At 32.0% G+C, this 25,852-nt stretch carries 25 protein-coding genes; 12 read left to right on the top strand and 13 right to left on the bottom strand.

The genetic code is table 11. From position 1 onward, the window contains the following. Positions 1-14: 14 nt before the first annotated feature. On the top strand, positions 15-656 hold the full coding sequence (locus KA833_RS07540; RefSeq protein WP_046207424.1) for a YigZ family protein: 642 nt from the start codon (positions 15-17) through the stop codon (positions 654-656). Positions 657-869: 213 nt separating this feature from the next. Here the strand turns inward: KA833_RS07540 and KA833_RS07535 are convergent, their stop codons facing one another. Beyond that, positions 870-1,928 carry a glycosyltransferase family 4 protein gene (locus KA833_RS07535; protein WP_070039105.1) on the bottom strand — a complete coding sequence of 353 codons (1,059 nt, stop codon included), beginning with the start codon at positions 1,926-1,928 and terminating at the stop codon, positions 870-872. 408 nt (positions 1,929-2,336) lie between these two features. Between KA833_RS07535 and gdpS the strand changes: the two genes are divergently transcribed. From gdpS to pepT, 4 genes are all read left to right on the top strand, one after another. After that, positions 2,337-3,407, top strand: a complete 1,071-nt coding sequence (gdpS, locus tag KA833_RS07530) for a GGDEF domain-containing protein GdpS (RefSeq protein WP_046207422.1) — start codon at positions 2,337-2,339, stop codon at positions 3,405-3,407. Between the two features lie 367 nt (positions 3,408-3,774). Further along, positions 3,775-4,536, top strand: coding sequence for a threonine/serine exporter family protein (locus tag KA833_RS07525; protein WP_046207421.1), 762 nt, complete (start codon positions 3,775-3,777; stop codon positions 4,534-4,536). Positions 4,537-4,550: 14 nt separating this feature from the next. Continuing rightward, positions 4,551-5,051, top strand: a complete 501-nt coding sequence (locus tag KA833_RS07520) for a threonine/serine exporter family protein (RefSeq protein WP_046207420.1) — start codon at positions 4,551-4,553, stop codon at positions 5,049-5,051. 11 nt (positions 5,052-5,062) lie between these two features. Next, positions 5,063-6,301 (top strand): peptidase T, encoded by a 1,239-nt coding sequence (gene pepT, locus KA833_RS07515; RefSeq protein WP_210128593.1) that lies wholly within the window; start codon positions 5,063-5,065, stop codon positions 6,299-6,301. Positions 6,302-6,757: 456 nt separating this feature from the next. On the opposite strand, the gene KA833_RS07510 is transcribed toward pepT, so the two are convergent. From KA833_RS07510 to KA833_RS07500, 3 genes are all read right to left on the bottom strand, one after another. After that, complete coding sequence (locus KA833_RS07510; protein WP_064209511.1) at positions 6,758-7,882, bottom strand: glycerate kinase; 1,125 nt, start codon at positions 7,880-7,882, stop codon at positions 6,758-6,760. Between the two features lie 234 nt (positions 7,883-8,116). Further along, the gene (gene ytxJ / locus KA833_RS07505; RefSeq protein WP_019469507.1) at positions 8,117-8,437 is read right to left on the bottom strand and encodes a bacillithiol system redox-active protein YtxJ; all 321 of its coding nucleotides are present in this window, start codon (positions 8,435-8,437) and stop codon (positions 8,117-8,119) included. Between the two features lie 153 nt (positions 8,438-8,590). Next, the gene (locus tag KA833_RS07500; protein ID WP_046207417.1) at positions 8,591-9,478 is read right to left on the bottom strand and encodes an EMYY motif lipoprotein; all 888 of its coding nucleotides are present in this window, start codon (positions 9,476-9,478) and stop codon (positions 8,591-8,593) included. A gap of 127 nt (positions 9,479-9,605) precedes the next feature. On the opposite strand from KA833_RS07500, the gene KA833_RS07495 reads away from it, so the two are divergent. The 3 genes from KA833_RS07495 to KA833_RS07485 all read left to right on the top strand — a co-directional run bounded on the left by KA833_RS07495 (position 9,606) and on the right by KA833_RS07485 (position 11,523). Then, positions 9,606-10,148 (top strand): GrpB family protein, encoded by a 543-nt coding sequence (locus tag KA833_RS07495; protein ID WP_046207416.1) that lies wholly within the window; start codon positions 9,606-9,608, stop codon positions 10,146-10,148. A gap of 124 nt (positions 10,149-10,272) precedes the next feature. Next, on the top strand, positions 10,273-11,196 hold the full coding sequence (murB, locus tag KA833_RS07490; RefSeq protein WP_046207415.1) for a UDP-N-acetylmuramate dehydrogenase: 924 nt from the start codon (positions 10,273-10,275) through the stop codon (positions 11,194-11,196). Between the two features lie 12 nt (positions 11,197-11,208). Then, positions 11,209-11,523 carry a CHY zinc finger protein gene (locus KA833_RS07485; RefSeq protein WP_046207414.1) on the top strand — a complete coding sequence of 105 codons (315 nt, stop codon included), beginning with the start codon at positions 11,209-11,211 and terminating at the stop codon, positions 11,521-11,523. Between the two features lie 128 nt (positions 11,524-11,651). Here the strand turns inward: KA833_RS07485 and KA833_RS07480 are convergent, their stop codons facing one another. From KA833_RS07480 to nrdI, 8 genes are all read right to left on the bottom strand, one after another. Then, complete coding sequence (locus KA833_RS07480) at positions 11,652-11,981, bottom strand: PH domain-containing protein (protein ID WP_046207413.1); 330 nt, start codon at positions 11,979-11,981, stop codon at positions 11,652-11,654. 256 nt (positions 11,982-12,237) lie between these two features. Next, a complete protein-coding gene (locus tag KA833_RS07475; RefSeq protein ID WP_046207412.1) occupies positions 12,238-13,287 on the bottom strand; it encodes a ferrated catecholamine ABC transporter substrate-binding lipoprotein SstD in 1,050 nt (349 codons plus the stop codon). A 106-nt stretch (positions 13,288-13,393) separates the two neighbouring features. Then, positions 13,394-14,194 (bottom strand): iron ABC transporter ATP-binding protein, encoded by an 801-nt coding sequence (locus KA833_RS07470; protein WP_046207411.1) that lies wholly within the window; start codon positions 14,192-14,194, stop codon positions 13,394-13,396. After that, complete coding sequence (locus tag KA833_RS07465) at positions 14,191-15,150, bottom strand: iron chelate uptake ABC transporter family permease subunit (protein ID WP_046207410.1); 960 nt, start codon at positions 15,148-15,150, stop codon at positions 14,191-14,193. Before KA833_RS07465 ends, KA833_RS07470 begins: the two co-directional genes overlap by 4 nt. Further along, complete coding sequence (locus KA833_RS07460) at positions 15,140-16,108, bottom strand: ABC transporter permease (protein ID WP_046207409.1); 969 nt, start codon at positions 16,106-16,108, stop codon at positions 15,140-15,142. The genes KA833_RS07465 and KA833_RS07460 overlap by 11 nt, the downstream gene beginning before the upstream one ends. A 464-nt stretch (positions 16,109-16,572) precedes the next feature. Continuing rightward, positions 16,573-17,541 carry a class 1b ribonucleoside-diphosphate reductase subunit beta gene (gene nrdF, locus KA833_RS07455; protein WP_019469517.1) on the bottom strand — a complete coding sequence of 323 codons (969 nt, stop codon included), beginning with the start codon at positions 17,539-17,541 and terminating at the stop codon, positions 16,573-16,575. 238 nt (positions 17,542-17,779) lie between these two features. Next, positions 17,780-19,885: a class 1b ribonucleoside-diphosphate reductase subunit alpha gene (gene nrdE / locus KA833_RS07450; RefSeq protein ID WP_046207408.1), complete on the bottom strand. Its 2,106-nt coding sequence runs from the start codon at positions 19,883-19,885 to the stop codon at positions 17,780-17,782. Further along, positions 19,848-20,246, bottom strand: coding sequence for a class Ib ribonucleoside-diphosphate reductase assembly flavoprotein NrdI (gene nrdI, locus KA833_RS07445; RefSeq protein WP_046207407.1), 399 nt, complete (start codon positions 20,244-20,246; stop codon positions 19,848-19,850). Before nrdI ends, nrdE begins: the two co-directional genes overlap by 38 nt. A 710-nt stretch (positions 20,247-20,956) precedes the next feature. On the opposite strand from nrdI, the gene KA833_RS07440 reads away from it, so the two are divergent. Together KA833_RS07440 and queF are read left to right on the top strand one after the other, a co-directional pair. Continuing rightward, on the top strand, positions 20,957-21,844 hold the full coding sequence (locus KA833_RS07440; protein ID WP_210128594.1) for a DMT family transporter: 888 nt from the start codon (positions 20,957-20,959) through the stop codon (positions 21,842-21,844). Positions 21,845-21,857: 13 nt separating this feature from the next. Further along, entirely contained in the window at positions 21,858-22,358 is a 501-nt protein-coding gene (gene queF / locus KA833_RS07435) for a preQ(1) synthase (protein ID WP_046207405.1), read from the top strand. 347 nt (positions 22,359-22,705) lie between these two features. On the opposite strand, the gene KA833_RS07430 is transcribed toward queF, so the two are convergent. Then, on the bottom strand, positions 22,706-22,936 hold the full coding sequence (locus tag KA833_RS07430) for a hypothetical protein (RefSeq protein WP_046207404.1): 231 nt from the start codon (positions 22,934-22,936) through the stop codon (positions 22,706-22,708). 169 nt (positions 22,937-23,105) lie between these two features. On the opposite strand from KA833_RS07430, the gene KA833_RS07425 reads away from it, so the two are divergent. After that, positions 23,106-24,614, top strand: a complete 1,509-nt coding sequence (locus KA833_RS07425; protein ID WP_210128595.1) for a peptide MFS transporter — start codon at positions 23,106-23,108, stop codon at positions 24,612-24,614. Positions 24,615-24,832: 218 nt separating this feature from the next. Beyond that, positions 24,833-25,774 (top strand): diacylglycerol/lipid kinase family protein, encoded by a 942-nt coding sequence (locus KA833_RS07420; RefSeq protein WP_107365612.1) that lies wholly within the window; start codon positions 24,833-24,835, stop codon positions 25,772-25,774. The last annotated feature ends 78 nt before the right edge of the window (positions 25,775-25,852 follow it).

Below are 25,852 nucleotides of genomic sequence, written 5' to 3'. Positions count from 1 at the left end.
TGGAGTGTTTAAATATGGATGAATCAATCATAACAATAAAGCAAGAACATATGATAGAAAATGTAATTAGCAAATCACGCTTTATTGCCCATATCAAACCTGTTGAATCTGAAGCAGACGCTAAAGACTTTATCAACTTGGTAAAATCAGAACATCGGGAAGCGACACATAATTGTTCAGCCTATACAGTTGGAGCACAGATGAATATTCAAAAAGCAAATGATGACGGAGAGCCAAGTGGAACTGCAGGCGTACCAATGCTTGAAATATTAAAAAAACTAGAAGTTCACAATGTTTGTGTCGTAGTTACGCGTTATTTCGGTGGTATAAAATTGGGCGGCGGTGGTTTAATAAGAGCATATAGTGGTGCTGTGAGAGATGTTATTTATGAAGTAGGACGTGTTGCTTTGCGTTCAGCAATACCAACTACAATCACTATCGATTATGATCTTACAGGTAAATTTGAATATGAATTAGCACAAACATCATTCTTCTTACGAAACACAACCTACACAGACAAAGTGAGTTATCAAATAGACGTGGTAGAAGCGGAGTATGACGATTTTATTGCTTTTCTAAATAAAATCACTTCTGGTAACTATGATTTAGATGAGCAAGCTATCATTAAGCTACCATTTGACATACCAACAAACTAAACCATTTCCATTTCAGTTTATGACCTTTCAAAAATGCATAACTGTCATACAATTATCAGGTAAACATAAACTTACCGCTATACATTGATGCATGTGATGAATGTATAATTTGAAAAATTAAGTATTATCAGTCGTGACTTTGTAAATCATTGTTAATCATATAAAATTAGAACCTGAGATATGAATATCTCAGGTTCTAATTAGGTAGTTTATCTATTCATCTTCTTTATGTCGCTCTTTATTTTCAATTAATTTTAAGAGCGGTCTATAATCATCATCGATTAATCCTGTAAATTCAACAATGAGTTCAATCGTAATGAGTATGAGCACAAGCATCATGAGTACACCCCATGGTTGTGATAAATACAAAATAATACTTGAAAGACTAAATAACAACGCGATTGAATATATCAGTATTACTGTTTGGCGATGTGAATAACCTAATTCTAGTAATTTATGGTGTAAATGCGATTTATCCGCTTGCATAATACGTTGCCCTTTTTTCACACGTCGTATCATAGCAAATAAAGTATCTATGAACGGTACTGCTAAAATAACAATCGGGAAAAATAAAGACACAAACGTAATATTTTTGAAACCTAAAAGCGAAAGAAAACCAACAATAAAACCAACAAGCAATGCGCCGCTATCACCTAAAAATATTTTAGCCGGATGAAAATTAAAACATAAGAAACCTAATAGCGCACCGATAAGCACACTACAGATCATTATGATAAATATATTTGCCTGTAATATTGCGATGAAACCAATAGTCATCAGAGCGATAGTTGCTACACCAGATGCCAAACCATCCAATCCATCAATTAAGTTAATCGCATTGGTAATCGCTACAATCCATATCACAGTAATCGGAACACCTAAAATACCAAAATGTATTGTCGGTCCAATCGGTAATGAGATGAAATCTATGGTTACGCCGTAGTAAACGACAACCAGTGCTGCAATCACTTGTCCTAATAATTTTAAGATTGGCGTTAAATCATAGATATCATCTATTAACCCTACTAAGTAGATTAATACTGCTCCAATGACAAGTGGCTTCACCTCTGTTTCAATTGGATGCCCTAACCAAATCCCCAATAAAAAGGAAAGTAGTATCACAGTACCTCCTAAGACAGAAGTTGGTTTTTTATGTACTTTCCTAAAATTAGGTTGGTCAACGACGCCCAATTTATGGGAAACCTTTATGACAATGGGAGTAAGTATTAAACTGACAATCATTGAAAAAATGATTAATAATAACGTATACATCAGTTCACCTTCATTAATTTAAGTCTTTATAATTTTGAATTTGAGTTTAAAGTCTCTATAAATATTCTAAATATGAAATCATATTTGGTTATGGATATACACTTGTATATTTTCAAAACATAGTTTACTTGATATATGTATCGAAAATTCTATAAACGATTCAATTAAGTCTATAATACACGATGTACTTTTAGTAATACAAATAGTAATGTAATCATTAGCAGAGTTCAACGCTGAAATTCACTTTCTTTTTTATAGAATAATCAATTTATATATTTTACAATCACTCAAATAAGTATTTTAACATGAATTTTAAACGAATGTTATTAATTTCTAAATATCAATGATGACAAAATGTAACTTTTCACTTACAATGACTAAGTGTTTATTTAAAGGAGCGTAAGAAAAATGTTTGAAGCTATTATTTATAATATTGCGGTCACTGTCGCAGGAATTTATTTATTCCACCGATTACAGTACTCTGAAAATAAGAATATGGTGTTTTCAAAAGAATACGTCACGATTTTAATGACCATTGTAGCATTATTATTATCTGTTAAACCTGTCCCTATCTTTAATGAGTATGTCCTCTATTTATCTTTTGTGCCGATTTTATTTTTAGGTAGATATACAAATATGGTTTATACAGTTTTAGCAGCGTTTATCGTATCTTTAGTTAATGTATTAATTGGTGATTATACGATTATAACTGCAATGATTTTAATTGTAATAGCCATCATTGTTGGAGCAATAGGTCCATTTTTAAAACAAAATGATATTATCTCATTACAAATACTCAACTTAATTACGCTAGTCATATTTGTCATCTTATCATTGATTAGTCCGTATTATGAATTTAAAGAAGTACTATATATGATACCGTTATCGTTCGTTTTAACCATCACTTCTTCGATTACATTCGTAGATATTTGGCATTTCTTCTCATTAGTAAATCGCTATGAGAATGAAGATAGATTTGATTATTTGACTGGTTTAGGCAATGTTAAAGAATTCGATAGACATTTGAATGAAACTACACGCATTGCAGAAGAAAATGATGAAAGCTTAGGTTTACTACTCATTGATATTGATGGTTTTAAAGATGTTAACGACATGTATTCACATGATTCAGGTGATGCTGTATTACGACAAATCGCACAATTATTAAAAAACTATGTGCCTGAACAATTTAGCATTTACCGTAATGGTGGTGAAGAGTTTTCTGTAGTGTTATATGACTACACACTAGACCAATGTGTTAAGTTAAGTGAAAGTATCCGTAAAGGCGTTGAACAATCTACTTTCCATTTACCAAACAAAGAAATGATTAAATTATCAGTCTCTATTGGTGTCGGATACCTAACTAAAGATGATTATAAATCTCAACGTACCGTCTTTAAAGTTGCAGATGATATGTTGCATATGGCTAAAAATGAAGGTCGTAATCAAGTGATGTTTAACCCTATAGTTAAATTATAACTAAATAAATGTATTTTCAAAGCTTGGGATAATTTAAATTATATATCTCAAGCTTTTTAATTTATATCATGGAACGGTCTATTCAAATATGGCGAATTCAACATAATCCATAACAAATCACTTGTGAAAGTAACGTGCTTAAATCGTTAGTGTACACATGCAAATATGCTTAAGCTATAACAACTCATATGCATGACTTCAATATTTTTTATAATTAAACATATCATTTATAAATTTAAGTTTGTTACAATATAGGTGGTTAATGATAATAACAATCTGTACTGAAATAAATACTATTGAAAGTTACCTTCGTACACGGTAAACTTTCTATTGATTGATTTACGAAAAATTTAGGAGGTGCCCAGCTATGTCTGATTCGATCACTATCATTGATGAAGATAAAGTGATTGACGTTGTGCTCATCGCAGGCAGAATATTGCTTGAAAGTGGCGCTGAAACTTATCGCGTTGAAGATACGATGAATAGAATTTCAGCAAGTTTTGGCTTAGATGATACATATAGTTTTGTAACATCTACAGCGATTATATTTTCACTCAATAACCGTACAAATACAAGACTTATCCGTATACGTGAGCGTACGACTGATCTAGAAAAAATTGCATTAACAAATAGTTTATCTAGAAAGATTTCTAGTAATCAATTAAGTATAGATGAAGCAAAATCTGAACTCATACATTTACATCATGCATCACTACAGTTTTCATCTATCACTAAATTTTTTGCTGCCGCCATAGCTTGTGGCTTCTTCTTATTTATGTTTGGTGGAGTTATGAATGACTTCTTTTTTGCAATTCTTGCAGGAGCTGGTGCATTTTTAACTTTTGACTTTGTTCAACGTTATATACAAATAAAGTTCTTTTCAGAATTTATTAGTGCTGCAGTTGTGATTACGATAGCAGCTTCATTTTCAAAATTAGGTATGGCAGCAAACCAAGATATTATTACCATTGCAGGTGTCATGCCATTAGTTCCTGGTATTTTAATTACAAATGCCATTCGTGACCTTATGGCAGGAGAACTCATCGCTGGTATGTCTCGCGGTGTCGAAGCGGCACTAACATCATTTGCTATAGGCGCTGGTGTTGCAATCGTATTATTAATATTTTAAAAAGGAGTGCTCAAATGGTCATTGGCTACTATGTCTTACAGTTTATTATTAGTTATTTAGCAACGATGCTATTTTCTGTTATTTTTAATGCACCTCGACGTCTCCTTTTAGCTTGTGGTTTCGTTGGTGCTATGGGATGGATTATTTATAAAGTAACCCTTGATTTAGAATTAGGTAAAGTTATGGCTTCATTTCTAGGGAGTTTTATATTAGCAATTATGAGTCATACCATGAGTAGACGTTATAAAAGACCAGTCATCATCTTTATTGTGCCTGGCATTATTCCGCTTGTCCCTGGAGGACTTGCGTATGAAGCAACACGTTACTTAGTGAGTAACCAATATACACATGCCGTCAATACATTTCTCGAAGTAACACTTATTTCGGGTGCAATTGCTTTTGGTATTCTGTGTGCAGAGATTATTTATTATATTTATACACGCATAAAACAACATATTGGTAAAATGAATGGTAAAATATATAAGAAATCATATAATATGAATAACAGAGCATAAGGGGTGTTTTTATGAAAAATGATATTATTGAACGACTTACGCGATATGTCAAAATTGATACACAATCTGATCCACTTTCAAATTCAACACCTTCCACTAAAAAGCAGTGGGATTTATTGGATTTATTGAATGATGAATTAACTGATTTGGGTTTAGAAACTGATGTTGATGAAAATGGCTATTTATTTGCAACATTAGAAAGTAATGTAGACGAAGTTATCCCGACTGTCGGTTTTTTAGCACATGTTGATACTTCACCTGATTTCAATGCCACAAATGTCAATCCACAAATCATTGAGCGTTATGATGGGAAACCAATTCAGCTTGGTGATACAAATCGAGTTTTAAGCCAAGATATCTTTCCTGCAATGAAACAAGTAGAAGGACATACTTTAATGATCACAGATGGTACTTCGCTATTAGGAGCAGATGACAAAGCTGGCGTCGTTGAAATTATGGAAGCTTTAAAACATTTGACATCGCATCCAGAAATCAAACATGGTCGTATCAGAGTAGCTTTTACACCGGATGAAGAAATCGGTAAAGGGCCACATGCATTTGATGTCGAACGTTTTAATGCTGACTTTGCATATACAATGGATGGTAGTCAATTTGGTGAGTTACAATACGAAAGTTTTAACGCTGCCGAAGCGACTGTAACTTGTCATGGTGTGAATGTTCATCCAGGTTCCGCAAAAGATGCGATGGTCAACGCTGTACTTTTAGGCCAGCAATTCAATGCACTTTTACCACAAAATGAGGTGCCTGAACGTACAGAAGGTTATGAAGGTTTTTATCATTTAATGAAATTTGATGGTGATGTTGAGAAAGCAAAGCTTTACTATATTATTCGTGATCATGATAAACATGAGTTTGATTTACGTAAAAAACGTTTAGTAGAAATTAAAAATGATATCAATAGTCATTTTGAAGATGAACCCATTGAAGTTGAAATAAACGATCAGTATTACAATATGGGAGAAAAAATCAAACCTATGCCACATGTTATAGATATTCCTAAACGTGTCTTTGACAAATTAGATATCCCAGCTAATACTGAACCAATCCGTGGTGGTACAGATGGTTCACAACTTTCATTTATGGGAATGCCAACCCCTAACATTTTTACTGGCTGTGATAATTTCCATGGTCCTTTCGAATATGCATCTATTGATGTCATGGAAAAAGCGATTGAGGTTATAGTTGGTATCGCCCAAGAAGTAGTAGTAACTTATCAAAATAATAAATAATATCGGTACCATATAGAGCGCTAGCTCAGGTAATCCTTAATATTGCCGCTCAATTTATTGCGTTATTAAGGCTTATGCTTGAGCTAGCTTATGTAATCACTTTTTATTTGCCAGGGTGGAACGACGAAATCTTTTTAATATAATCAGATTTCTGTTCCATCCTCTTTTTTAAATTTATGTTTTATCATTTTGGTTATGCATACATTTCTAGTCCACGTTCCCATACCTTTTGCAATGTTATGCTTGCTTAAACCTACACTGTCATCAGGTGTCATCGTTATAATGGTGCTATTTTTCATCATCTCCAAACGCTATTAAAAAAACCGTCAATTTCTATTGTAAATCTACAGAAATTGGCGGTTTTACTTGGTACAAGTTGTTCAGGGCACTTTTGCCGATGTTTAATTAGTAATTTTATCGTTCTAGCACATCTATAGACAACGATGCATACTTGTTTTATTGATTAACATCAAATTGTGTTTTCAATAACTTAATCGCTTGAACCGTATAATGTCTAATTTGAATGCCCATTTTAAAATCTGTAAAGGATTGAGGCATTTCGATAAATGTATTAAACATTGCTGTTACACCCATCGATTCAAACAAATCAAATTTATCATCAGTAGCACAAATGGCAATCGACGGTTTATTATATTTTGTAGCTAACTCAGCTAAGCGAACGGTCGTCGTTTCTAAAATTTGATCTTGTTCGTTCACACCTTCACCAAATATTATTAAATCTGCTTGTTGAATTAATGATTCTAAATGTGTAATCTGATCCACTAGTTCATGACTTGTCATAATCTCAGCATCATATAAGCCGTTTAACACTGCAGCTATACCTCCACCAGCGCCACCTCTTTGAATAGGCCCTAGTGCAATTTTCAATTCAGCTTTAAACATTTCACTTAAATACCAAATTAAATTATCTACCTCAGCCGCTTCTTGATGCGAAATTTGGTAATTTTCATATGTTTGCATAATTTCACTATTTTTACCATATAATTTACTATCAAAATCTGACATAAGTTGAATTCTCATATCTTTCAATTTTGGATTAACTTGAGAAACATCTATACGTCTAATATATTTTAGTACACGACTGCCTTGCGTAACATCGATTTCTTGCGCTTCGTCATCATAAAATTTAGCTCCGAGTGCTTGAAGCATACCAGCACCACCGTCAAAACTACCAATAGCACCTAACGAAATAATTAAATGTTCAGCACCATTTTCTATTGCATCAAGTATAATTTCACCTAAACCATAACTTGTTCTTTCTATAATTGGTCGTTGTCCTTTTAAAAATAGATTGCCTTCAATAATTGTCATGCCATTATCTGTAATACCATAAACTGCTTCTACTTCATTCATATCTGCATCATGGGCAACCACTCTGTATTTGGTACCTGATTGCCATAAAAAGACAGAATCCATCAATTCATGCCGACCATTAAACAACGGTACTTGTACGATATCCGCTTTCTCTATTTGGCTAGCAACCGCTTCTTCTACATACCGATTGGCTTGATAGCTAGATATAATACCATTAAATTCATCCATCGCTACTAATACTTTCATTTTGTCACCTCTAATATTCATATTACCTTACATTTTTCATAGCTTTATTTTTAAATTGACGCGAATACCACGCCTGATAAAATTATCAATATTCAATTACCGTGGATTTATGACTAATTCAACTTTATATTATACATGCCAAAACACAATTTTTCACATTATAAGAAACGCTTGCTAAACCTTTTAATATAACTTAAAGCTTAACAAGCGTTTCTTTTTTAAATATTTATTTTTTTACTCTTCAGCGCCTGCCAAAGATTTCACATTAATATGATCGTGACTTGCATTCCAAATCGCTTGTCCCTTCACAAAATAAAATGCTTGTGGCGATTCATGTTTTACATTCGTTTTTTCTTCTATATAATCTGATAAAGCTCTTTCTTGTTGTACGATTAAATAATAACCATCCATATCTCTTTCATATAAAAATTTGTTAAATTGATCAATAGCATTGGCTGAAATAGGACATGTTTCACTATGCTTCAGCACAAATACATATTTATTTTCTTCTAAAACTTGCTCAAACTGGTCAATCGAACTCAGCTTTATAGCCATTCTATTCACCTCTAAAAATATTTAACACACCACATTGTATCTAAAAGTGTGAAATTCCAATGATATTCACATATCATTGTTTCCAATTATACACAATTACCTTTTTATTGTTAACAGTTTATTACAAATCTCATAACTTAATTGAATAATTTATTATTGATATTTACCTTTTATTTCGGCATACTTTTTATTAAAATCCTTATCATATTGTTTTAAATCTTTACTTTCTTTCGGTAATTGATTGATGTCTATTTTAGCTATTGCTTCACCAATTTCAATTGTCTCTTCTCTTGTTTCATAGTAATTTTGTAAGCTGTAGTACATCTCAATCGTATTTTTACGCGCATCATTCACATAACCATCTGTAATTTCTGCCTTGTTTAAGTCTTTAATTTGTTTTTTTATTAATGGCATAATTTGATTTTCAATGGCTTGTTGCTCTGATTTAGCACTTCTAGCATTTGATTCTTTTTCAGCTGTATTTTTTAAATCTTTATTATTTTGTTCTAATTTCTCTTTAAAGCCTTTAACACTTTCACCTGCATTATTAGCTTTTTTCATATTTTCTTCTACTTGTGATCTATTCTTTTCAAAAAGTTTTGTATAATCTAAAATATCTTCATTTGCTTTAACTGACTGATTGTATAAATCAACAAATGTTTTAAGTTCATCAATCGCAGCTTTTTTCTTTTTGATTGATGTCAAATATTTAGATTTTAATTCCTTGGTTTCTTCGGACTGTGCTGGCAGATTTTTTGTAGCTTTCTCATATGCTTCAAATTTAGGTGTTAACCTGCTATTCAAATTGTTTTGCAATTGATTAAATTCTTTTTTGTTTTTATCAGTCATATCTGTTTTACTTAAATCATTAATGTTTTCTAAATCAATAGAATCCATTTCTTTATTGAACGCCTTTTCTTTTTGCTTTACATCATTTAAAGTGCTATCGAAATCTTTAAATTCGTTGGCACCTTCATGTCCGCAAGCAACAATTACGACAGCAAAACAAACTAATAAAACAAAGCACATTAATTTTTTCATTTCTGCACTCCTTATCATTACGTATTATACAGAAACTTATTTAACTTGAAAATAATATATGATATATTATTCCAGAATTTATAGTTTAACAATTTATTTTGATCATTTAAAGGAGTGATTTATTTCAATGTATTCGGATGTTCAACCTTTTATCAAAGAAGATGTTCAGCAAACTTTTATTAAACAATATAAGATGCTACGTCATAAATTATTGACCCTTTTAGATACACCAGTAAAAACAACACATCATATTGGAGGGACTAGCCACTTCAACTACCCTACTGAACCTATTTTAGATGTATTAGTAGGGGTAGATGATTTACATGATATCACTGCTTTAGATGAAAAAAGACTAAATTATCAAGGTTTTTATAGACTTCATCATCCATATCACAAAAAAGTAGTTATGGCTCAATTTAATAATCTCATTGATTTAAAACAAATTGCTCGATTACATATTGTTCAAATAGACTCACAACTTTATAATGATTATCTGAAGACAAATTATTATTTAACAATCAATGCATCTTCAGCAACTCACTTCGGAAAACAAAAGTACAATTTAGCAACTGATACAGCGCCAATCCGTGAATACGAAAATCAGAAACAATTACTTTTTAAACAACTACTCCGTGAAATTAATAAAGATTTATCGAACACACATCACTAACGTTTAATCATTAAAAGAATAAATAAACTGAATCGTTTTCAATAAAGCGATATACTGTTTAGCAAACAAGTTAAATCATTGGTATAATATATAAATGAATTCAACAGGAAAGGATGTTCTATAATTGCATAAAGATGACATCTTAAAAGAATTAGAAGCAATAGTTCCAAAAAATATTATAAAAGTTGACGAACCACTAAAACGCTATACATACACTGAAACGGGAGGTCAAGCAGATTATTACTTATCTCCAACGCAAAATGAGCATGTACAAGCTATCGTCCATTTTGCTTACACAAACGATATCCCCGTCACGTATTTAGGGAATGGTTCAAACATTATTATCCGAGAAGGTGGAATTAGAGGCATTGTCATCAGTTTACTCCAGTTAGATTATATTGATGTTTCAGATGATGCAATCATCTCAGGAAGTGGTGCTGCAATTATTGATGTATCACGTACTGCACGAGACAATGCACTAACTGGATTGGAGTTTGCCTGTGGTATCCCAGGGTCAATTGGCGGTGCTGTATTTATGAATGCGGGGGCTTATGGTGGTGAAGTCAAAGATTGTATCGATTATGCCCTATGCGTTAATGAAAAAGGAGACTTAATCACACTGACAAACAAAGAGCTTGAGTTAGATTATCGTAATAGTATCGTTCAAAAAGAACACTTAGTTGTATTAGAAGCTGCATTTACATTAACGCCTGGCAATCTACAAGATATCCAAGAGAAAATGGATGATTTGACTGAAAGAAGGGAAACAAAACAGCCACTAGAATATCCATCTTGTGGCAGCGTCTTTCAACGACCACCAGGACATTTTGCTGGTAAATTAATACAAGATTCAAATCTACAAGGCTATCGCATAGGTGGCGTAGAAGTATCAAAGAAACATGCAGGTTTTATGGTAAACGTAGATAAAGGTACTGCAACTGATTACGAAGATTTAATACATCACGTACAAAAAACAGTTAAAGCTAAATTTGATGTTGAACTTCATCCAGAAGTTAGAATCATCGGTGAGCATCCTATTGAACGTTAGGAGTGTTATAAGATGCCAAAAATATATGGTGCAACTGTAGATAGCGAGACACGTTGTACACACTACCATACACCGTTAGATGTAATAGCAATTAAATTCAAATGCTGTAATAAATATTATCCATGTTATAAATGTCATAATGAAGACACCTCTCACCCAATACAGAGATGGGAAACTGAAGCGTTTAATACAAAAGCTATTTTATGTGGTGTATGTAAACATGAAATGACAATCAATGCATATATGTTGATTGAAGCTTGTCCAAACTGTGATGCCCATTTTAATAATCGCTGTAAATATCATTACAGCACGTACTTTTCTATATAATTGGCGTTTAACAATAAGAGAGAGACAGAAATTTATTTTTCTAATTTCTGTCTCTCTCTTTGATATATTCAAATATCGTAAATCCATTTTAAACATAGTAAAGGCACGTTCTCTCAAACACTATCTTCTTATTGAATGTTTATTTTGTCCTTTACAAATTGTACAAACGCTTCTGCATCACCTTTTTGTATATCTTTCATCGGCATTGGTCCAATATTAAATGTGAAATGAATGCGACCGTCTTCGTATGTAATTTTCTCTACTTCATCATAACCTATACTTCTATAATAGAATTCCCCATTCATATCTACATTTAAAATAATGCGTTCGTTTGTAGCAATAAACGCACCTTCAAATTCTGTAGAACCTTGTACAGAATACTCTATCGTACCCAATACACTGGGACCTTTCTTTTCTGTTGGAAATAAATCATTTGGGTTCACATTATCTAAAATCATTTTTATGTCACCTTCTTTTACTATTTTTATTCATTATACAAGTTTTCAACTCAATTTATTACTTAAGTGCTCAATGTCATTTTAGTACTGAGCCAAACAAAAAACAATTGAGACTAATCAAGCGCATCCCTGTCACATTTATTAACAACCGGTAAGCAAGACTATACCATATTAAAAAAGCAGTGAATTCACGTTTAAAGTGATTTTCACTGCTTTTAGTATACGTTATTAAGACAATCCCCACTTATGCCTATTACTATTTTTTATCTATTGCTTTCTCAACTTCTTCAATTTGTTTAATTGCAGTTGTTGTTGAACCACTTGAGAAGTACCAAAGTTTTGGATCCAATTCATATACTTTATTATGTTTAATCGCATCAACATCTTTGATGACATCATTGCTCAATGCTTTTTTAGCAGTAGATTTACCTGCTACAGCTTGTCCGCGGTCCATCGCAAAAATAATACCAGGATTTTTTTCTGCAACATATTCATTTGTAACATTTTGTCCATGATTACTTTCTTTAATTTCTTTATCTGCTGGTGTAAAGCCCATTGTATTAAATATCATAGAACCAAAACGTTCACCTGGACCAAATGTTGATAATTCACCTTCATTTACTAATAAATATAACGCTTTTTGATCTTTTAAATCTTTTGTTTTTTCTTTTATACCTGCGATCTTATCGTCTAATTTTTTATTAAGAGACTTAACTTCATCTTCTTTTTGATAAATTTTACCTATTTTTTCAGCGTTTGCTTTAAGCGACTTAACTTCATCTTTATTATCTACGCCTATGTAAACAACTTTAGCATCTGGTGCTGCTTTTTTAAATTCATCCAAGTTTTTTTGGTTAGCTGTACGTCCAGATATGAATATTACCTCAGGTTTTGCTTCTGCAACTTTGTCAAAATTCACTTCTTTCAAACTACCAGTATTTAAATATTTATCACTTTTAAATTCACTTAAGAAATCTGGTAATGATTTAGCATCTTCACCTTTAGGAAGTGCTTTAACTTTATCTTCAAGTCCTAACTCTTTTAATGTATCTAATGCACCATAATCAAAGACAACTGCATTTTTAGGATTTACTGGAACATCAACTGATTCTTTTACAGATTTTGCGTCACTGCCATCACGCTTTTCGCCATTAGCTTTATAATTATTTTCTATCTTTACTGTTTTATTTGATTCATTATTATCTGATTTTGTGTCAGATGACTTTTTGTCGTCTGAACCTCCATTATTACATGCTACTAATAAAAACATTAAACCTATAACCATAAATAAAGCAAATTTCTTCATATGTTTAATCCTCCTGGAATAATAAAGTTAATCACCATTTCAATATGCCTTTTAAAATGAACAACGTTGCAGTTGCATCACTCCCTTCATTAACAACCATTTCATTTTAGACTGATTGTAATATCGATAGTTCATACTCTGCTGTTTCTTCATCAAAATATACACAAATACGTTGTCCGCGAATGTCTTCAATTTTAACGTCCATATCATATAGTGTCTTAAGCGTATCTTCTTGTATAACTTCATCTTTAGTACTTGCTTTGACCATTTCTCCATCTTTCAATGCAATGATGTCATCTGAATAGCACGAAGCAAAATTAATATCATGAATGACAACAACAATAGTTTTATTGAGGGATTTAGCGAGTTGACGTAATGTTTTCATAATTTGAACTGAATGTTTCATGTCTAAATTATTTAATGGTTCATCAAGCAAAATATACTCTGTGTCCTGTGCTATCGTCATAGCTACGTATGCACGTTGTCGTTGACCACCTGACAATGTTTTTAAGTAACGATGTCTAATTTCTTTAAGATTCAATAACTCAAGTGCATACTCAACTTGCGCTCGATCCGCCTCATTTAAGCGTCCTTTTGAATATGGAAATCTTCCAAAATTAACAAGTTGCTCCACAGTAATATTTAACTCAGTATGATTGGCCTGTTTCAAAATAGATAATTTTTTAGATAACTCATTACTTTTATATTCAGATATAGCTTTCCCCTCAATCTCAATAGTTCCTTTATCGAAATCAATCAAGCGTGTGATTGCTGATAATAAGGTACTCTTACCAGCGCCGTTTGGACCTATCATTGAAGTTAAACGCCCTTTACTGATTTCTACATTAATGTCATTTAAAATCGTTTTATCTTGAATCGTTTTAGTCAATCCTTGAACACGTATCAATTCGCATGTCTCCTTTTAATTAATAGATAGATAAAGTACGTTCCACCTACTAAGTCTATAATGATACTCACTTGCGTCGTCGCTTCAAATAAATTTTCCACTACACTCTGTGCAATAAATAAACTCAACCAACTTAAACAAATCGTTGCCGGTAATATATATTTATGTTCATAGGTTTTCATCAATTCGTGTGCTAGATTAACAGTTAACAATCCTAAAAATGTAATTGGACCTACCAATGAAGTAGAGATGGATACTAATATCGCAACAAGTATAAGTAATAATCTTGTAACCATTTTATAAGACAAACCTAAATTAATTGCTTGGTCTTTGCCTAATAAAAGTACATCTAAATACGGTATCGCAATCACTGTAATAAGGATTAATATCATTAATATAACTCCGCACAGCATCACCAATTTACTATTGGAAGCATCAAAATTGGCAAACATTGAACTCTGAACTGCCAAAAAGTCTTCAGGGTTAATAATCAGTTCTAAAAATCCAGTGATACTTCTGAAGAAAGTGCCTAAAATAACTCCTATGAGTAAAATAAAGTATATTGACACATCACCAATTCTAAAAATGCCTTGAAATAGTAATAGTGAAAATATAACCATTACTAACAGTGAAGTAGCAAAACTTAAATATATATTAGTAACAAATGCAGACTGTACACCAAACACAAATACCAGCAATACTTTCACAAACATATATACAGCATCAAGACCCATAATCGACGGTGTTAACAAACGATTCGTTGTAATTGCCTGAAAAATGACTACTGAAGCTGCAATTGCTCCACCTACCAATAGCATAAGCACTAATTTTCTAAAACGGCTGATAAACTGGTATCTAAAAATTTCGAAATCAATACCGATGAAAAGATAAATTAAAGCAACACATAAAGTGATAGCGATTAATATCATTAACTTTGATTTAGCACTAATCTGCATAATTATGTCTTCCTTTCATCAATAAGATTAAGAAAATAATCGTGCCAAAGACACCAATTGTTAAACCAATATTTATTTCATATGGATAGACAATAATCCTACCAATTATGTCAGAAAACATAACAAATACTGCCCCTAACATTGCTGTATGAGGCAATGCTTGTTTTAAATGATCACCTCTAAAAATTGACACAATATTCGGAACAATGAGGCCTAAAAATGGTAATGTCCCCACTGTAACAACTACAAGCGCTGTTATAGTTGCAGTGATAAATAAACCAATATTTATTATTTTTTCATAGTTAACGCCTAAGTTATTACTAAAATCTTTCCCCATCCCTGCAATCGTGAAATGATTAGCAAATATATATGTAAGTATTAATAAAGGAATGCTTAAGTATAATATTTCATATCTACCACTCGTAATGATAGCAAAATTTCCGTTAAGCCAGTTGCCTACACTTTGTACAGTATTCGTTCTTAAAGCAAGAAATGTCGCTAAGCTAGACACAATACCACCAAGCATAATACCTAAAAGTGGAATAAAAATAACATCTGTGAATCGTATGTACTGTACTAATTTAACAAATAAGAATGTGCCACCGATGCTTAATATTACTGCAAATATTAATTTAATAATAATATTCTCTTGTGGAAAAAATATCATTGATATTAAAATACCTAACTTGGCCCATTCCATTGTCCCTGCTGTCGTTGGACTCACAAATTTATTTTGCATCATCTGCTGCATAATAAGTCCAGAAAGCGCTAAAGTACTTCCAGAGATTAAAATACTTATAGTTCTGGGGATCCTACTAGACACGATGATATTTATTTGTTCATGCGTTAAATGAAAAATATCAGTAATCGATACTTTACTAACGCCTATAAATAAAGAAAGGATAGTTAAAAAGAATAAAATAATAGCTAAGACAACGCCATTTAGTAAAAATTTCATAGTGAGTAATTAATCCTTTCATAAACGCTATATCGTATTGAATGTGATAATCATTATCAATATCTATAAATTAAATTTTATCATCTTTGCAAGTAAATTCAATAGCAATAATAGAGATTATCAAAACAATTCTCCATTTATGTTAAAAATATCTAAATTAGAAACTAAGACATTTAATCAAGTACTTTCATTTTATACTCAAGTATTTATAGAAATTTTTGTCGTTTCACTTGAATCACTCATTTAACTATTACGTAAGACAAAATTAGTGTTCGAATTAGTTGTATTGGCATAAAATTTGTAAATTGTAGTACATCGAACGAAACTTATACAAATTAAAAAACGTCAATTTCTATATAATTTCAATAGAAGCTGACGTTTTTTGGTGATTAAAAATTGCTTATATTTCAGACATCTGCAATCACTAAATTTTATATTATTATGATAGTTGAAATGGTCGCAATTTAGTCTTCAAAAATAAAATCTTCATCTTGTAATGCTTCAACGTTTAGCGCTAATGTATAACCATCGCCTTTAACAGAGAAGAAATCATGGTTTTTTGTAGATGTATCTAGCGCATTTTCGATAATTGGATTAAATTCTCTCTCTTCAAAGTACGGATCAAATCCAAGGTTTGATAATGCTTTGTTACCATTATATCTTACATAGTTAAGCACATCTTCAGTTAAACCGATGTCATCATATAAAGATTGTGTATAAGAAACTTCGTTTTTATATAATTCATCTAATAGTTTATACATTTCTTGGTCTGCTTGTTGTTTTTCACTTTCAGACAATTCATTTCGTAAACTTTGCGCATCCATCCCAGTAAACACACCATGAATAGATTCATCTAATAAAATTTTACGAATGATTTCTCCTGAGGTTGTCATTTTACCTTGCCCAGCTAAATATAATGGGTAATAGAAACCAGAATAGAATAAAAATGTTTCTAGAAAAACACTTGATACACGTGCGATATATTGATCATAAATCGATGCTTCTTTACCCCATAATTTATGATAATTATTTACAATTTTATCCGATTTAAATTTCAAATGTGGCTCTTCTAGGACCCATTTATCTAATAAGTAGTTTGTTTCGCTAGATGGTAATAAAGTTGTAAAGATGTGAGAATAACTTTTAGCATGAATTTGTTCCATCATCGCCATAAAGGAATAAACCGCTTTTTTACGTAAATCTGTAGTATGTAACATGATTAATGGCATGCCATCATCTGCTTGGTGTGTATCCAGACCAGTTAAACCTGCTAATGCTTTTTTAAATGCGTTTTTTTCTTCATCGGATAATGTTTTCCAACTTGCAATATCTTTTGAAACTTTAAATTCAGTTTCTACCCACATTTGCGAAATATTTTGTCGCCAAAACATATTTGTCATATCTTCTTGAGTATTCCAATTGACTGCTTTCATTTAGATAATTCCCCTATCCAGTAAATATTTATTTGAATTATAAAACACAGAAAGTGGGACAGAAATCTAAATATATCTTTAGATTTTCTATCCCTCTGCATAAGTGACTCTATTTCTATAATGTTGATACACTTTAATTTAAATCATGTTCACTTAATGCATTACCTTTTTGTTTTTAAAACATATGCGATATTTCAAGATTCATATTTCCTTGTTTAATAAATTAGATAGCCTCGTTTTATATTGCACAACTCGTACATTCTTCAACACTTAATAATTTATTTCTAGTGTAATATAAAGATTTCAACCCTTTATGATGTGCATAAACATATAATCTAGATAATTCACGTGTTGATATCTCTGAGTTTACATAAAGAATTGTAGAAATACCTTGATCCACATGTGTTTGGATCGTAGCAATTAAATCGATTAATTTCATTTGATCAGTATTGAATGCAGATTTGTAATACCACATTGTTTCTGGTGATAAGAATGGCATTGGATAAAACGTTTCTGCATTACCGTAAGTACGACGCTCAATTTGGTCAACTATCGGCATAACTGAACTTGTCGCATTTTGAACATAAGAAATGCTTTGTGTTGGTGCAATCGCTAAACGATATGCGTGGAATAAGCCGTGAGTTTCAACTTCTTTTTGTAATGCTTTCCAATCTTCAGGTGTAGGAATTTCTAAACCTTCAAATAATTTACGTACTTTTTCATATTTTGGTGCAAACGTTTGCGAAGTGTAAAACTCAAAATATTTCCCATTCGCATAATCTGATTTATCAAAGTCTTTAAATGTTTCTTGTCTATCTTTTGCAATTTCCATAGATCTTTCAATTGAGTAATAGTTCATCATCATGAAGAATATGTTAGCAAAATCTTTTGCTTCTTCAGATTCATAACCAATTTTATTTTTAGCTAGATAACCATGTAGATTCATAACGCCTAATCCAACTGAATGTAATTCACTATTAGCTTTTCTAACACCTGGCGCATTTTGTATATTTGCTTCATCACTGACCACTGTCAATGCATCCATGCCTGTGTGCACTGAATCTTTAAATTTTCCAGATTCCATAACATTAACAATATTTAAAGATCCTAAGTTACAAGATATATCACGTTTTATTTCGTCTTCGATACCATAATCGTTAATAATAGACGTTTCTTGTAATTGGAAGATTTCTGTACATAAGTTACTCATTTTAATTTGACCAATATTAGAGTTAGGATGTACTTTATTCGCATTATCTTTAAACATTAGATAAGGATAACCAGATTGCAGTTGTGTTTGTGCAATCATATTTAGCATTTCACGAGCATCTTTTTTCTTTTTATCAACATTTGGATTGGCTACTAAACTTTCGTAGTATTCATCTAAATTAATGTCATCTAACGTTACACCATATTCATTATAAACTGTATGTGGTGCGAACATATAAAAGTCTTTACCTTCTTTTGCCAGTTCAAAGAATTTTGAAGGTACAATTAAACCAGTAGAAATAGTTGATAATCGTAAATCTTCATCCGCGTTAACTTTTTTAGTATCTAAAAATTCTTCTACATCATAATGGAAAATATTTAAGTACACAGCACCAGCCCCAGGACGTTGTCCTAATTGGTCAGCATAGCTAAATCCACCTTCAAGAGATTTAGCAACAGGTAATACACCTTTTGCCACGCCTTTAATACCTTTAATCGCTTCTCCTCTAGCACGCAATTTAGATAAGTTGATAGCAACACCGCCACCAATTTTACTTAACTGTTTCGCTGTAGAATCTATAAAATTGATTGAATTTAAACTGTCGTCTACTTCTAGTAAGAAACATGACACAAGCTCACCACGACGCGCACGCCCAGCATTTAAAAACGTTGGCGTTGCTGGTTGATAACGTTGTTCAATCATAGCTGAGATAAGTTGTCTAGCTGTCGGTTTATGACCATTTGCTAGATATAGTGCAACAATCACAACATGTTGCTTATAATCTTCTAAGAACTGTGTTTTATCGTTTGTCTTCAACGCATAGTCTTTAAAGAATTTACTTGCTGACATATAACTGGCAAAACGAAAGTCAATACTTTTAGCATAATCTGTAATTTCTTGTAAATCCGCTTCTGAATATTTTTCAAAAACGTCAAAATAAAAATCGTTATCCACGAGATAATGTAAGCGTTCAATTTCAGTATCAAAATAGATTGTCTTATCTTGAATCTCTTCTAAATAAACTGCTAGCGCTTCTTGATCCTTTTCCAAATTAAAGAAACCATTATCTTTTCTTTTTGTAACCTCATTGTTTAATTCAATATGATTGTATTTCTTCTCGTCCATAATCTTCATTGAAATTTCCCACCTTATCTTTAAATTCATCTATATCATCTGCAGTGCCCTGTACTTCAAACTTCAATAATAATGGAACTTGGTAACGTTCCGAAATTGATCGTCCAGCTTTTGCGAAATTTTGTCCCCAATTACGGTTTCCGCTAGCTGCAACAGCTTTTAATAAATCATCATTTACTTCTAAAAACGCTTGAACTGGTTGGGGTACCTCACCAAATCCTATTGTCCCAGTGACCAAAACGAATGGCTCCTCAATTCTCTCTGAACAATTATTTTGCGTGATTTCCATAACATTTGTCAGTTCGGTTTTTTTTATAAATCTGCGCACATTGCCGGAAAACGAAAAATATACCACTTTCATTGGCTCACCTTCTTTCTAATAGAAATACGTAAGTTGGAAAATCAAAAATTGTAAGGCTTTCGAGGTGTTGCTTTTGAATGTATTAAATGATTGAAATAACCACTATATATAGTAACTTGTAATTCTATAAGTAGGTATGTAAAAACTCAACATTTAAGTATTAATGCCTTATTTGTCATTATTTAAAGCCTGAAACTGTGTGATTTTACTTAAAATTTGATTTATTATAAATAAATTGACCACGTATCAAAACACAATATATAGTGTTTCGTCCTGGCCATTAATACTATATTATGTGTTTCATTATACATAACTCATCGCCTTATTAAAAGTCTTTAATTTATGTCAAAACAATGAAAACAGTATGAAAATGGCACCAATTCAACCTTAAACTCAATTTTAAATTTTTAAAAAATATTTTTTCGACTTTTAGAGGCTCAATGCTTGCTTTTTTTAATTTCTCTTTAAAGCTTGATATATCTGGATTATCTAGCCATAGGCCTTATATATTGCGCTTCATATATTATATTTTAGAACTAATTGCTATACTTAATTACTTTTAAAATTTCTTAATGAAACACTACATAAACAGAACGTTTGTTCGTATTTATACTTTAATATATTTCCCTTTTAAATTCAAGCATATATACATTTTCTAATTAACTATGCTAATATAGATACGTTAAAATTTTAAAATTGAGGCGATATATGTGAATCCAAAAATAAAAGGTATTATTGCTATTCTAATTTCTGCAGTTGGTTTTAGCTTTATGTCTGTTTTTTTTAGATTAGCTGGAGATCTCCCTGTCTTTCAAAAATCATTGGCAAGAAACCTAGTGGCAATGTTTATTCCTTTGTATTTTATATTTAAGTACAAACAACCACTTTTTGGTAAATTGAGTAGCCAGCCTTTATTAATATCTCGTTCTGCGCTTGGCTTAATTGGCGTATTATTAAATATATATGCCATCGACCATATGATTCTTAGTGACGCAGATACATTAATGAAATTAAATCCTTTTTGGACGATACTACTTAGTTTGATTTTCTTAAACGAAAAAGTACGCAATTACCAATTTATTGCTATGATCGTAGCCATTTTTGGTATGTTATTCGTTGTGAAACCTGAGTTTTCTTCTTCTATGATTCCAGCGATTGGCGGATTACTATCAGGTATCTTCGCGGCAAGTGCCTATACTTGTGTTAGAGCATTAAGTAGCAAAGAGGCACCATATACGATTGTTTTTTATTTTTCTTTCTTCTCTATAATAGCACTCATTCCATTTACGATATTTACATTCGAACCAATGTCTGTCATGCAAGTTGTTTATTTAATCGGTGCTGGCTTAGCTGCTGCTGCTGGTCAAATAGGTATTACCTTAGCCTATAGTTTTGCCCCAGCTAAAGATATTTCAATATTTACGTACGCATCTATTATATTCACCGCGCTATTTGGTTTTATTTTATTTGGTGAGTCACCAGATTTCTATGCAATTCTAGGTTATATCATTATTATTGGTGCAAGCTATTATATGTTTGAAAAAACAAGACGCCAACCGTTAACCGTTCAGAAAAAGGAACAAAAATCTAAATATTAAAGGAGCAATTACGATGTCTGAAGGACGTAAACATGAAGATTTAAAAGATATTACTTTACTAGGAAACCAAAATAATAAATATGATTTTGATTATCGACCAGATGTATTAGAATCATTTGATAATAAACACCCGGGCCGTGATTATTTTGTTAAATTTAATTGTCCTGAGTTTACATCTTTATGCCCTATTACGGGTCAACCTGATTTTGCTACTATTTATATTTCGTATATTCCAAATATTAAAATGGTAGAATCTAAATCATTAAAATTGTATTTATTTAGCTTTAGAAATCATGGCGATTTTCATGAGGACTGTATGAATATTATTATGAATGATCTCATCGACTTAATGGATCCACATTATATAGAAGTTTGGGGCAAATTCACGCCTCGTGGTGGTATATCTATTGATCCTTATACAAACTATGGTCGCCCTGACAGTAAATATGAAAAAATGGCAGAACATCGTTTAATGAATCATGATCTCTATCCAGAAAAAATAGATAATCGTTAATCTTTTCTTGCTCACTCATAAAATTGACTAATCTTAGCTATGAAAAATCTGACAATCGTTTTTTCATAGCTTTTTTATAGGTATTGAGATTATTATTTAAAATATCTAGTCGAGCCTATAATCTCTATTCTCGATATCCCAATTACTTAAAGCCTTCCAATTGATTAATCTTATTAATTAAGAAAGCAGTCTACTGAGAAAGCTCAGAAGACTGCTATCGTAGTAATATGCGTACTAAATGTTCACACATTAAAATAGTCATATTTACAAACTTAGTTTAATCTTAAATTGAATATATCTATAAATACTTAATTAATCTTATTATATTTTTTATTTAATTCACAGTTTTATAAAGAATCCTTTTTCTCTCCACAAACATCTTTAATGCCAAGTGCCCAACTAATATTACAACCTGCAGTATAACCAGGTTCTCCGTCTTTCCAACCACCTTTAGTTTCTAAATATTTTGCAGTGTCTTTAGCCTTTCCCTTTGCACTCGCATCAGGAGAATCAACTGATATACCTCCAAATAACAAGATTGCAGAAAAACTAATCAACAATTTTTTTACTGTTTGCATATTAAAATCCCCCTTTATATTAGATACAACTAAAATAACACTTTCTTTGAATAGTGGCAATATTTTAAATATTCTTTTTTTGAGAATATTATTGAAATTTAATTTAATTAAGCGTAAAATCATTTTTATACATTCTTATAGGGAGTATGAAAGGACGGGGAATGTTTTTATGCAAAATCAAGATAAAGCCCATGAACAAGCGGTTCAATCCATCCCACAAAATGGATTTTTTGGACACCCTAAAGGGCTAGGCGTATTATTCTTTGTTGAATTTTGGGAGAGGTTCAGCTATTACGGTATGCGTGCCTTACTCATTTTCTACATGTATTTCGCTATTAAAGATGGTGGACTCGGCATGGATAAAAGTACTGCTCAGTCAATTATGGCAGTATACGGGGCACTGATATACATGACCTCTGTACTCGGCGGATGGATTTCCGATAGAATTACAGGAACACGCGGAGCAACGTTTTACGGTGGTATTCTAATCATTATTGGACATGTTTTCTTAAGTTTACCTTTAGATATCGTAGGATTATTTATTTCTATGTTCTTTATTATTGTAGGTTCTGGTTTAATGAAGCCAAGCATTTCAAATATTGTTGGTAGATTATATCCCGATAGAGATACACGAATAGATGCTGGTTTTGTTATATTCTATATGTCTGTTAACTTAGGCGGATTACTTTCACCTATTATTCTAGATCGCTTTGTACATACAGGTAACTTCCACGGCGGTTTCCTAATCGCTGCAATTGGAATGGCGCTTGGACTCGTTTGGTACATATTTTTCAATAAAAGAAATTTAGGTCAAATTGGTACAAAACCAACCAACCCATTGAATAAAAGTGAGAAGAAAAAATATGGTATTTTATTTGCTGCAATCATTGTAATCATTGCAGTTGTATTATTAATTACTGGCTTAACAGGCACATTATCATTTAATTTAGTTAGTACAACAGTACTTATACTAGGGATTGCATTACCAATCGTATATTTCACAATTATGATTCGAAGTAAAGAAGTCACAGATGATGAACGCTCAAGAGTAATCGCATTTATACCGCTATTTATACTTGGCGTAATATTCTGGTCTATTCAAGAGCAAGGTGCTAACGTTCTTAATCTCTTTGCATTTGAAAGCAGTGACATGAAATTAAATCTATTTGGGTGGAAAACAGATTTCGGTCCTACACTCTTCCAGTCGATAAATCCATTATTTATTGTATTGTTAGCGCCAGTGGTTTCATTGATTTGGGCCAAAATGGCTCGACGTCAACCAAGCATAGCAACAAAATTTGTTTTAGGCGCAATATTAGCAGGTGCTTCTTACATAATGATTGGCTCTATTGGGCATTCAGCTGGCGGTGCAGACATTAGTGTCAACTGGGTTATTCTATCTTATATTATTTGTGTTATCGGTGAACTCTGTTTATCACCTACAGGTAACAGTGCAGCAGTTAAACTCGCACCAAAAGCTTTCAATACGCAAATGATGAGTTTATGGTTATTAACAAATGCCTGTGCACAAGCTATAAATGGTACTTTAGTGAAGCTCATTGAGCCTCTGGGACACAAAAATTACTTCCTATTTTTAGGAAGTATTGCAATTGTAGTTAGTTTGATTGTTTTAGCATTTGTACCAAAAATCGTCAAAGGTATGCGTGGCATTAAATAGCACACGTATCAAGCCCACTTCTCACTTTATTGAGTAAGTGGGTTTTTTCATGCGCTAAAGCTCAGATAAACATTATCCTATTCATCCTTGCAAAAAATTGTCACAGCAAAAAATTTAAAAATAAAGTAAATGCCACCAACTCTTCCTATATAATTATAACTGTGAAAATATGGGTAAAGTGAATAAGCAACAAAATTTAAAAGAATATGGTGAAAAAATTGGAAAATACTAAATTCAAACACGGTGTCTTATTTTATCATGAATATAGTGGTATTAAAGATATATATCGGGGACTTGGAGATGTAGCAGCTTCCTTAACTACATTTTGTAAACATCTGTCGCTCCAACTAAGTGAAGACGAGGGTGATATTATAAGATTTTGTCAGAAGATTAAAGACCAAAGTTATAGTGACGATGTAGATATCATTTTCCTCCTTGGTGGCGATGGTACTGTCAATGAATTAATCAATGGCATAATGCAACATGAATTGAATATCCCTATTGGTATTATTCCAGGTGGCACATTTAATGATTTTGTTAAAACATTAAACCTGAGTCCACGTCATAAAATGGCCAGTCAACAACTTATTCAATCAGAGTTGCAGTCTTATGATGTTATGAAAATCAATGATCAATACGCACTAAACTTTGCTGGATTGGGACTCATTGTTCAAAATGCAGAAAATGTTCAAAACGGCAATAAGGACATCTTTGGCAAATTGAGTTACGTAGGATCTACAGTTAAAACTTTGCTTAATCCGGAGCATTTTGATTATCAATTAACCGTTGACGGTAAAGTTATTGATGGTAATACTGCAATGCTCGTTGTTGCTAATGGGTCATTTATAGGAGGCAGTCGCATACCTTTAACAGACCTTTCACCTAGTGATGGTTATCTGAATTTATTTATTTTTAAAGAACACAGTTCGAGTGTATTGAGTGATATATTTAAACAAAGAGATAGCATGAACTGGAACCATATGACAAACGGTATTCAGCATTTATTATCTAAAGATATCAAAATAGAGACCACACCCGAAATGAAGGTGGACATCGATGGAGAAATTGCATTAAAAACACCTATCCATATTGAAGTCATACCTAAAGCAATACAAATTTTAACGTTACCTGAAAATACGCCTGATAATGAATATGAATAAATACACTATATATAATGTTTACTAAATAAAATCTTATTCAAAAGGACTAATCCACGTATGATATGCTCCCTTCAAAGT

Source organism: Staphylococcus sp. GDY8P67P (genome assembly GCF_017892545.1).
In the GTDB taxonomy this organism is placed as follows: domain Bacteria; phylum Bacillota; class Bacilli; order Staphylococcales; family Staphylococcaceae; genus Staphylococcus; species Staphylococcus ureilyticus.
The sequence above is the reverse complement of the archived record's forward strand: the minus strand, read 5'-3'. Positions and strand labels throughout refer to the sequence as shown.

Bases quoted from the DNA above. Each gene is read 5' to 3' on its own strand.
- queF (WP_046207405.1), top strand. From the start codon at position 21,858: ATGTCTGAAGGACGTAAACATGAAGATTTAAAAGATATTACTTTACTA.
- KA833_RS07475 (WP_046207412.1), bottom strand. From the start codon at position 13,287: ATGAAGAAATTTGCTTTATTTATGGTTATAGGTTTAATGTTTTTATTA.
- nrdI (WP_046207407.1), bottom strand. From the start codon at position 20,246: ATGAAAGTGGTATATTTTTCGTTTTCCGGCAATGTGCGCAGATTTATA.
- KA833_RS07535 (WP_070039105.1), bottom strand. From the start codon at position 1,928: ATGTATACGTTATTATTAATCATTTTTTCAATGATTGTCAGTTTAATA.
- ytxJ (WP_019469507.1), bottom strand. From the start codon at position 8,437: ATGGCTATAAAGCTGAGTTCGATTGACCAGTTTGAGCAAGTTTTAGAA.
- KA833_RS07540 (WP_046207424.1), top strand. From the start codon at position 15: ATGGATGAATCAATCATAACAATAAAGCAAGAACATATGATAGAAAAT.
- KA833_RS07460 (WP_046207409.1), bottom strand. From the start codon at position 16,108: ATGAAATTTTTACTAAATGGCGTTGTCTTAGCTATTATTTTATTCTTT.
- nrdE (WP_046207408.1), bottom strand. From the start codon at position 19,885: ATGAAGATTATGGACGAGAAGAAATACAATCATATTGAATTAAACAAT.
- KA833_RS07525 (WP_046207421.1), top strand. From the start codon at position 3,775: ATGTCTGATTCGATCACTATCATTGATGAAGATAAAGTGATTGACGTT.
- KA833_RS07480 (WP_046207413.1), bottom strand. From the start codon at position 11,981: ATGATTTTAGATAATGTGAACCCAAATGATTTATTTCCAACAGAAAAG.
- KA833_RS07495 (WP_046207416.1), top strand. From the start codon at position 9,606: ATGTATTCGGATGTTCAACCTTTTATCAAAGAAGATGTTCAGCAAACT.
- KA833_RS07485 (WP_046207414.1), top strand. From the start codon at position 11,209: ATGCCAAAAATATATGGTGCAACTGTAGATAGCGAGACACGTTGTACA.
- KA833_RS07425 (WP_210128595.1), top strand. From the start codon at position 23,106: ATGCAAAATCAAGATAAAGCCCATGAACAAGCGGTTCAATCCATCCCA.
- gdpS (WP_046207422.1), top strand. From the start codon at position 2,337: ATGTTTGAAGCTATTATTTATAATATTGCGGTCACTGTCGCAGGAATT.
- KA833_RS07510 (WP_064209511.1), bottom strand. From the start codon at position 7,882: ATGAAAGTATTAGTAGCGATGGATGAATTTAATGGTATTATATCTAGC.
- KA833_RS07430 (WP_046207404.1), bottom strand. From the start codon at position 22,936: ATGCAAACAGTAAAAAAATTGTTGATTAGTTTTTCTGCAATCTTGTTA.
- KA833_RS07500 (WP_046207417.1), bottom strand. From the start codon at position 9,478: ATGAAAAAATTAATGTGCTTTGTTTTATTAGTTTGTTTTGCTGTCGTA.
- nrdF (WP_019469517.1), bottom strand. From the start codon at position 17,541: ATGAAAGCAGTCAATTGGAATACTCAAGAAGATATGACAAATATGTTT.
- KA833_RS07465 (WP_046207410.1), bottom strand. From the start codon at position 15,150: ATGCAGATTAGTGCTAAATCAAAGTTAATGATATTAATCGCTATCACT.
- pepT (WP_210128593.1), top strand. From the start codon at position 5,063: ATGAAAAATGATATTATTGAACGACTTACGCGATATGTCAAAATTGAT.
- KA833_RS07520 (WP_046207420.1), top strand. From the start codon at position 4,551: ATGGTCATTGGCTACTATGTCTTACAGTTTATTATTAGTTATTTAGCA.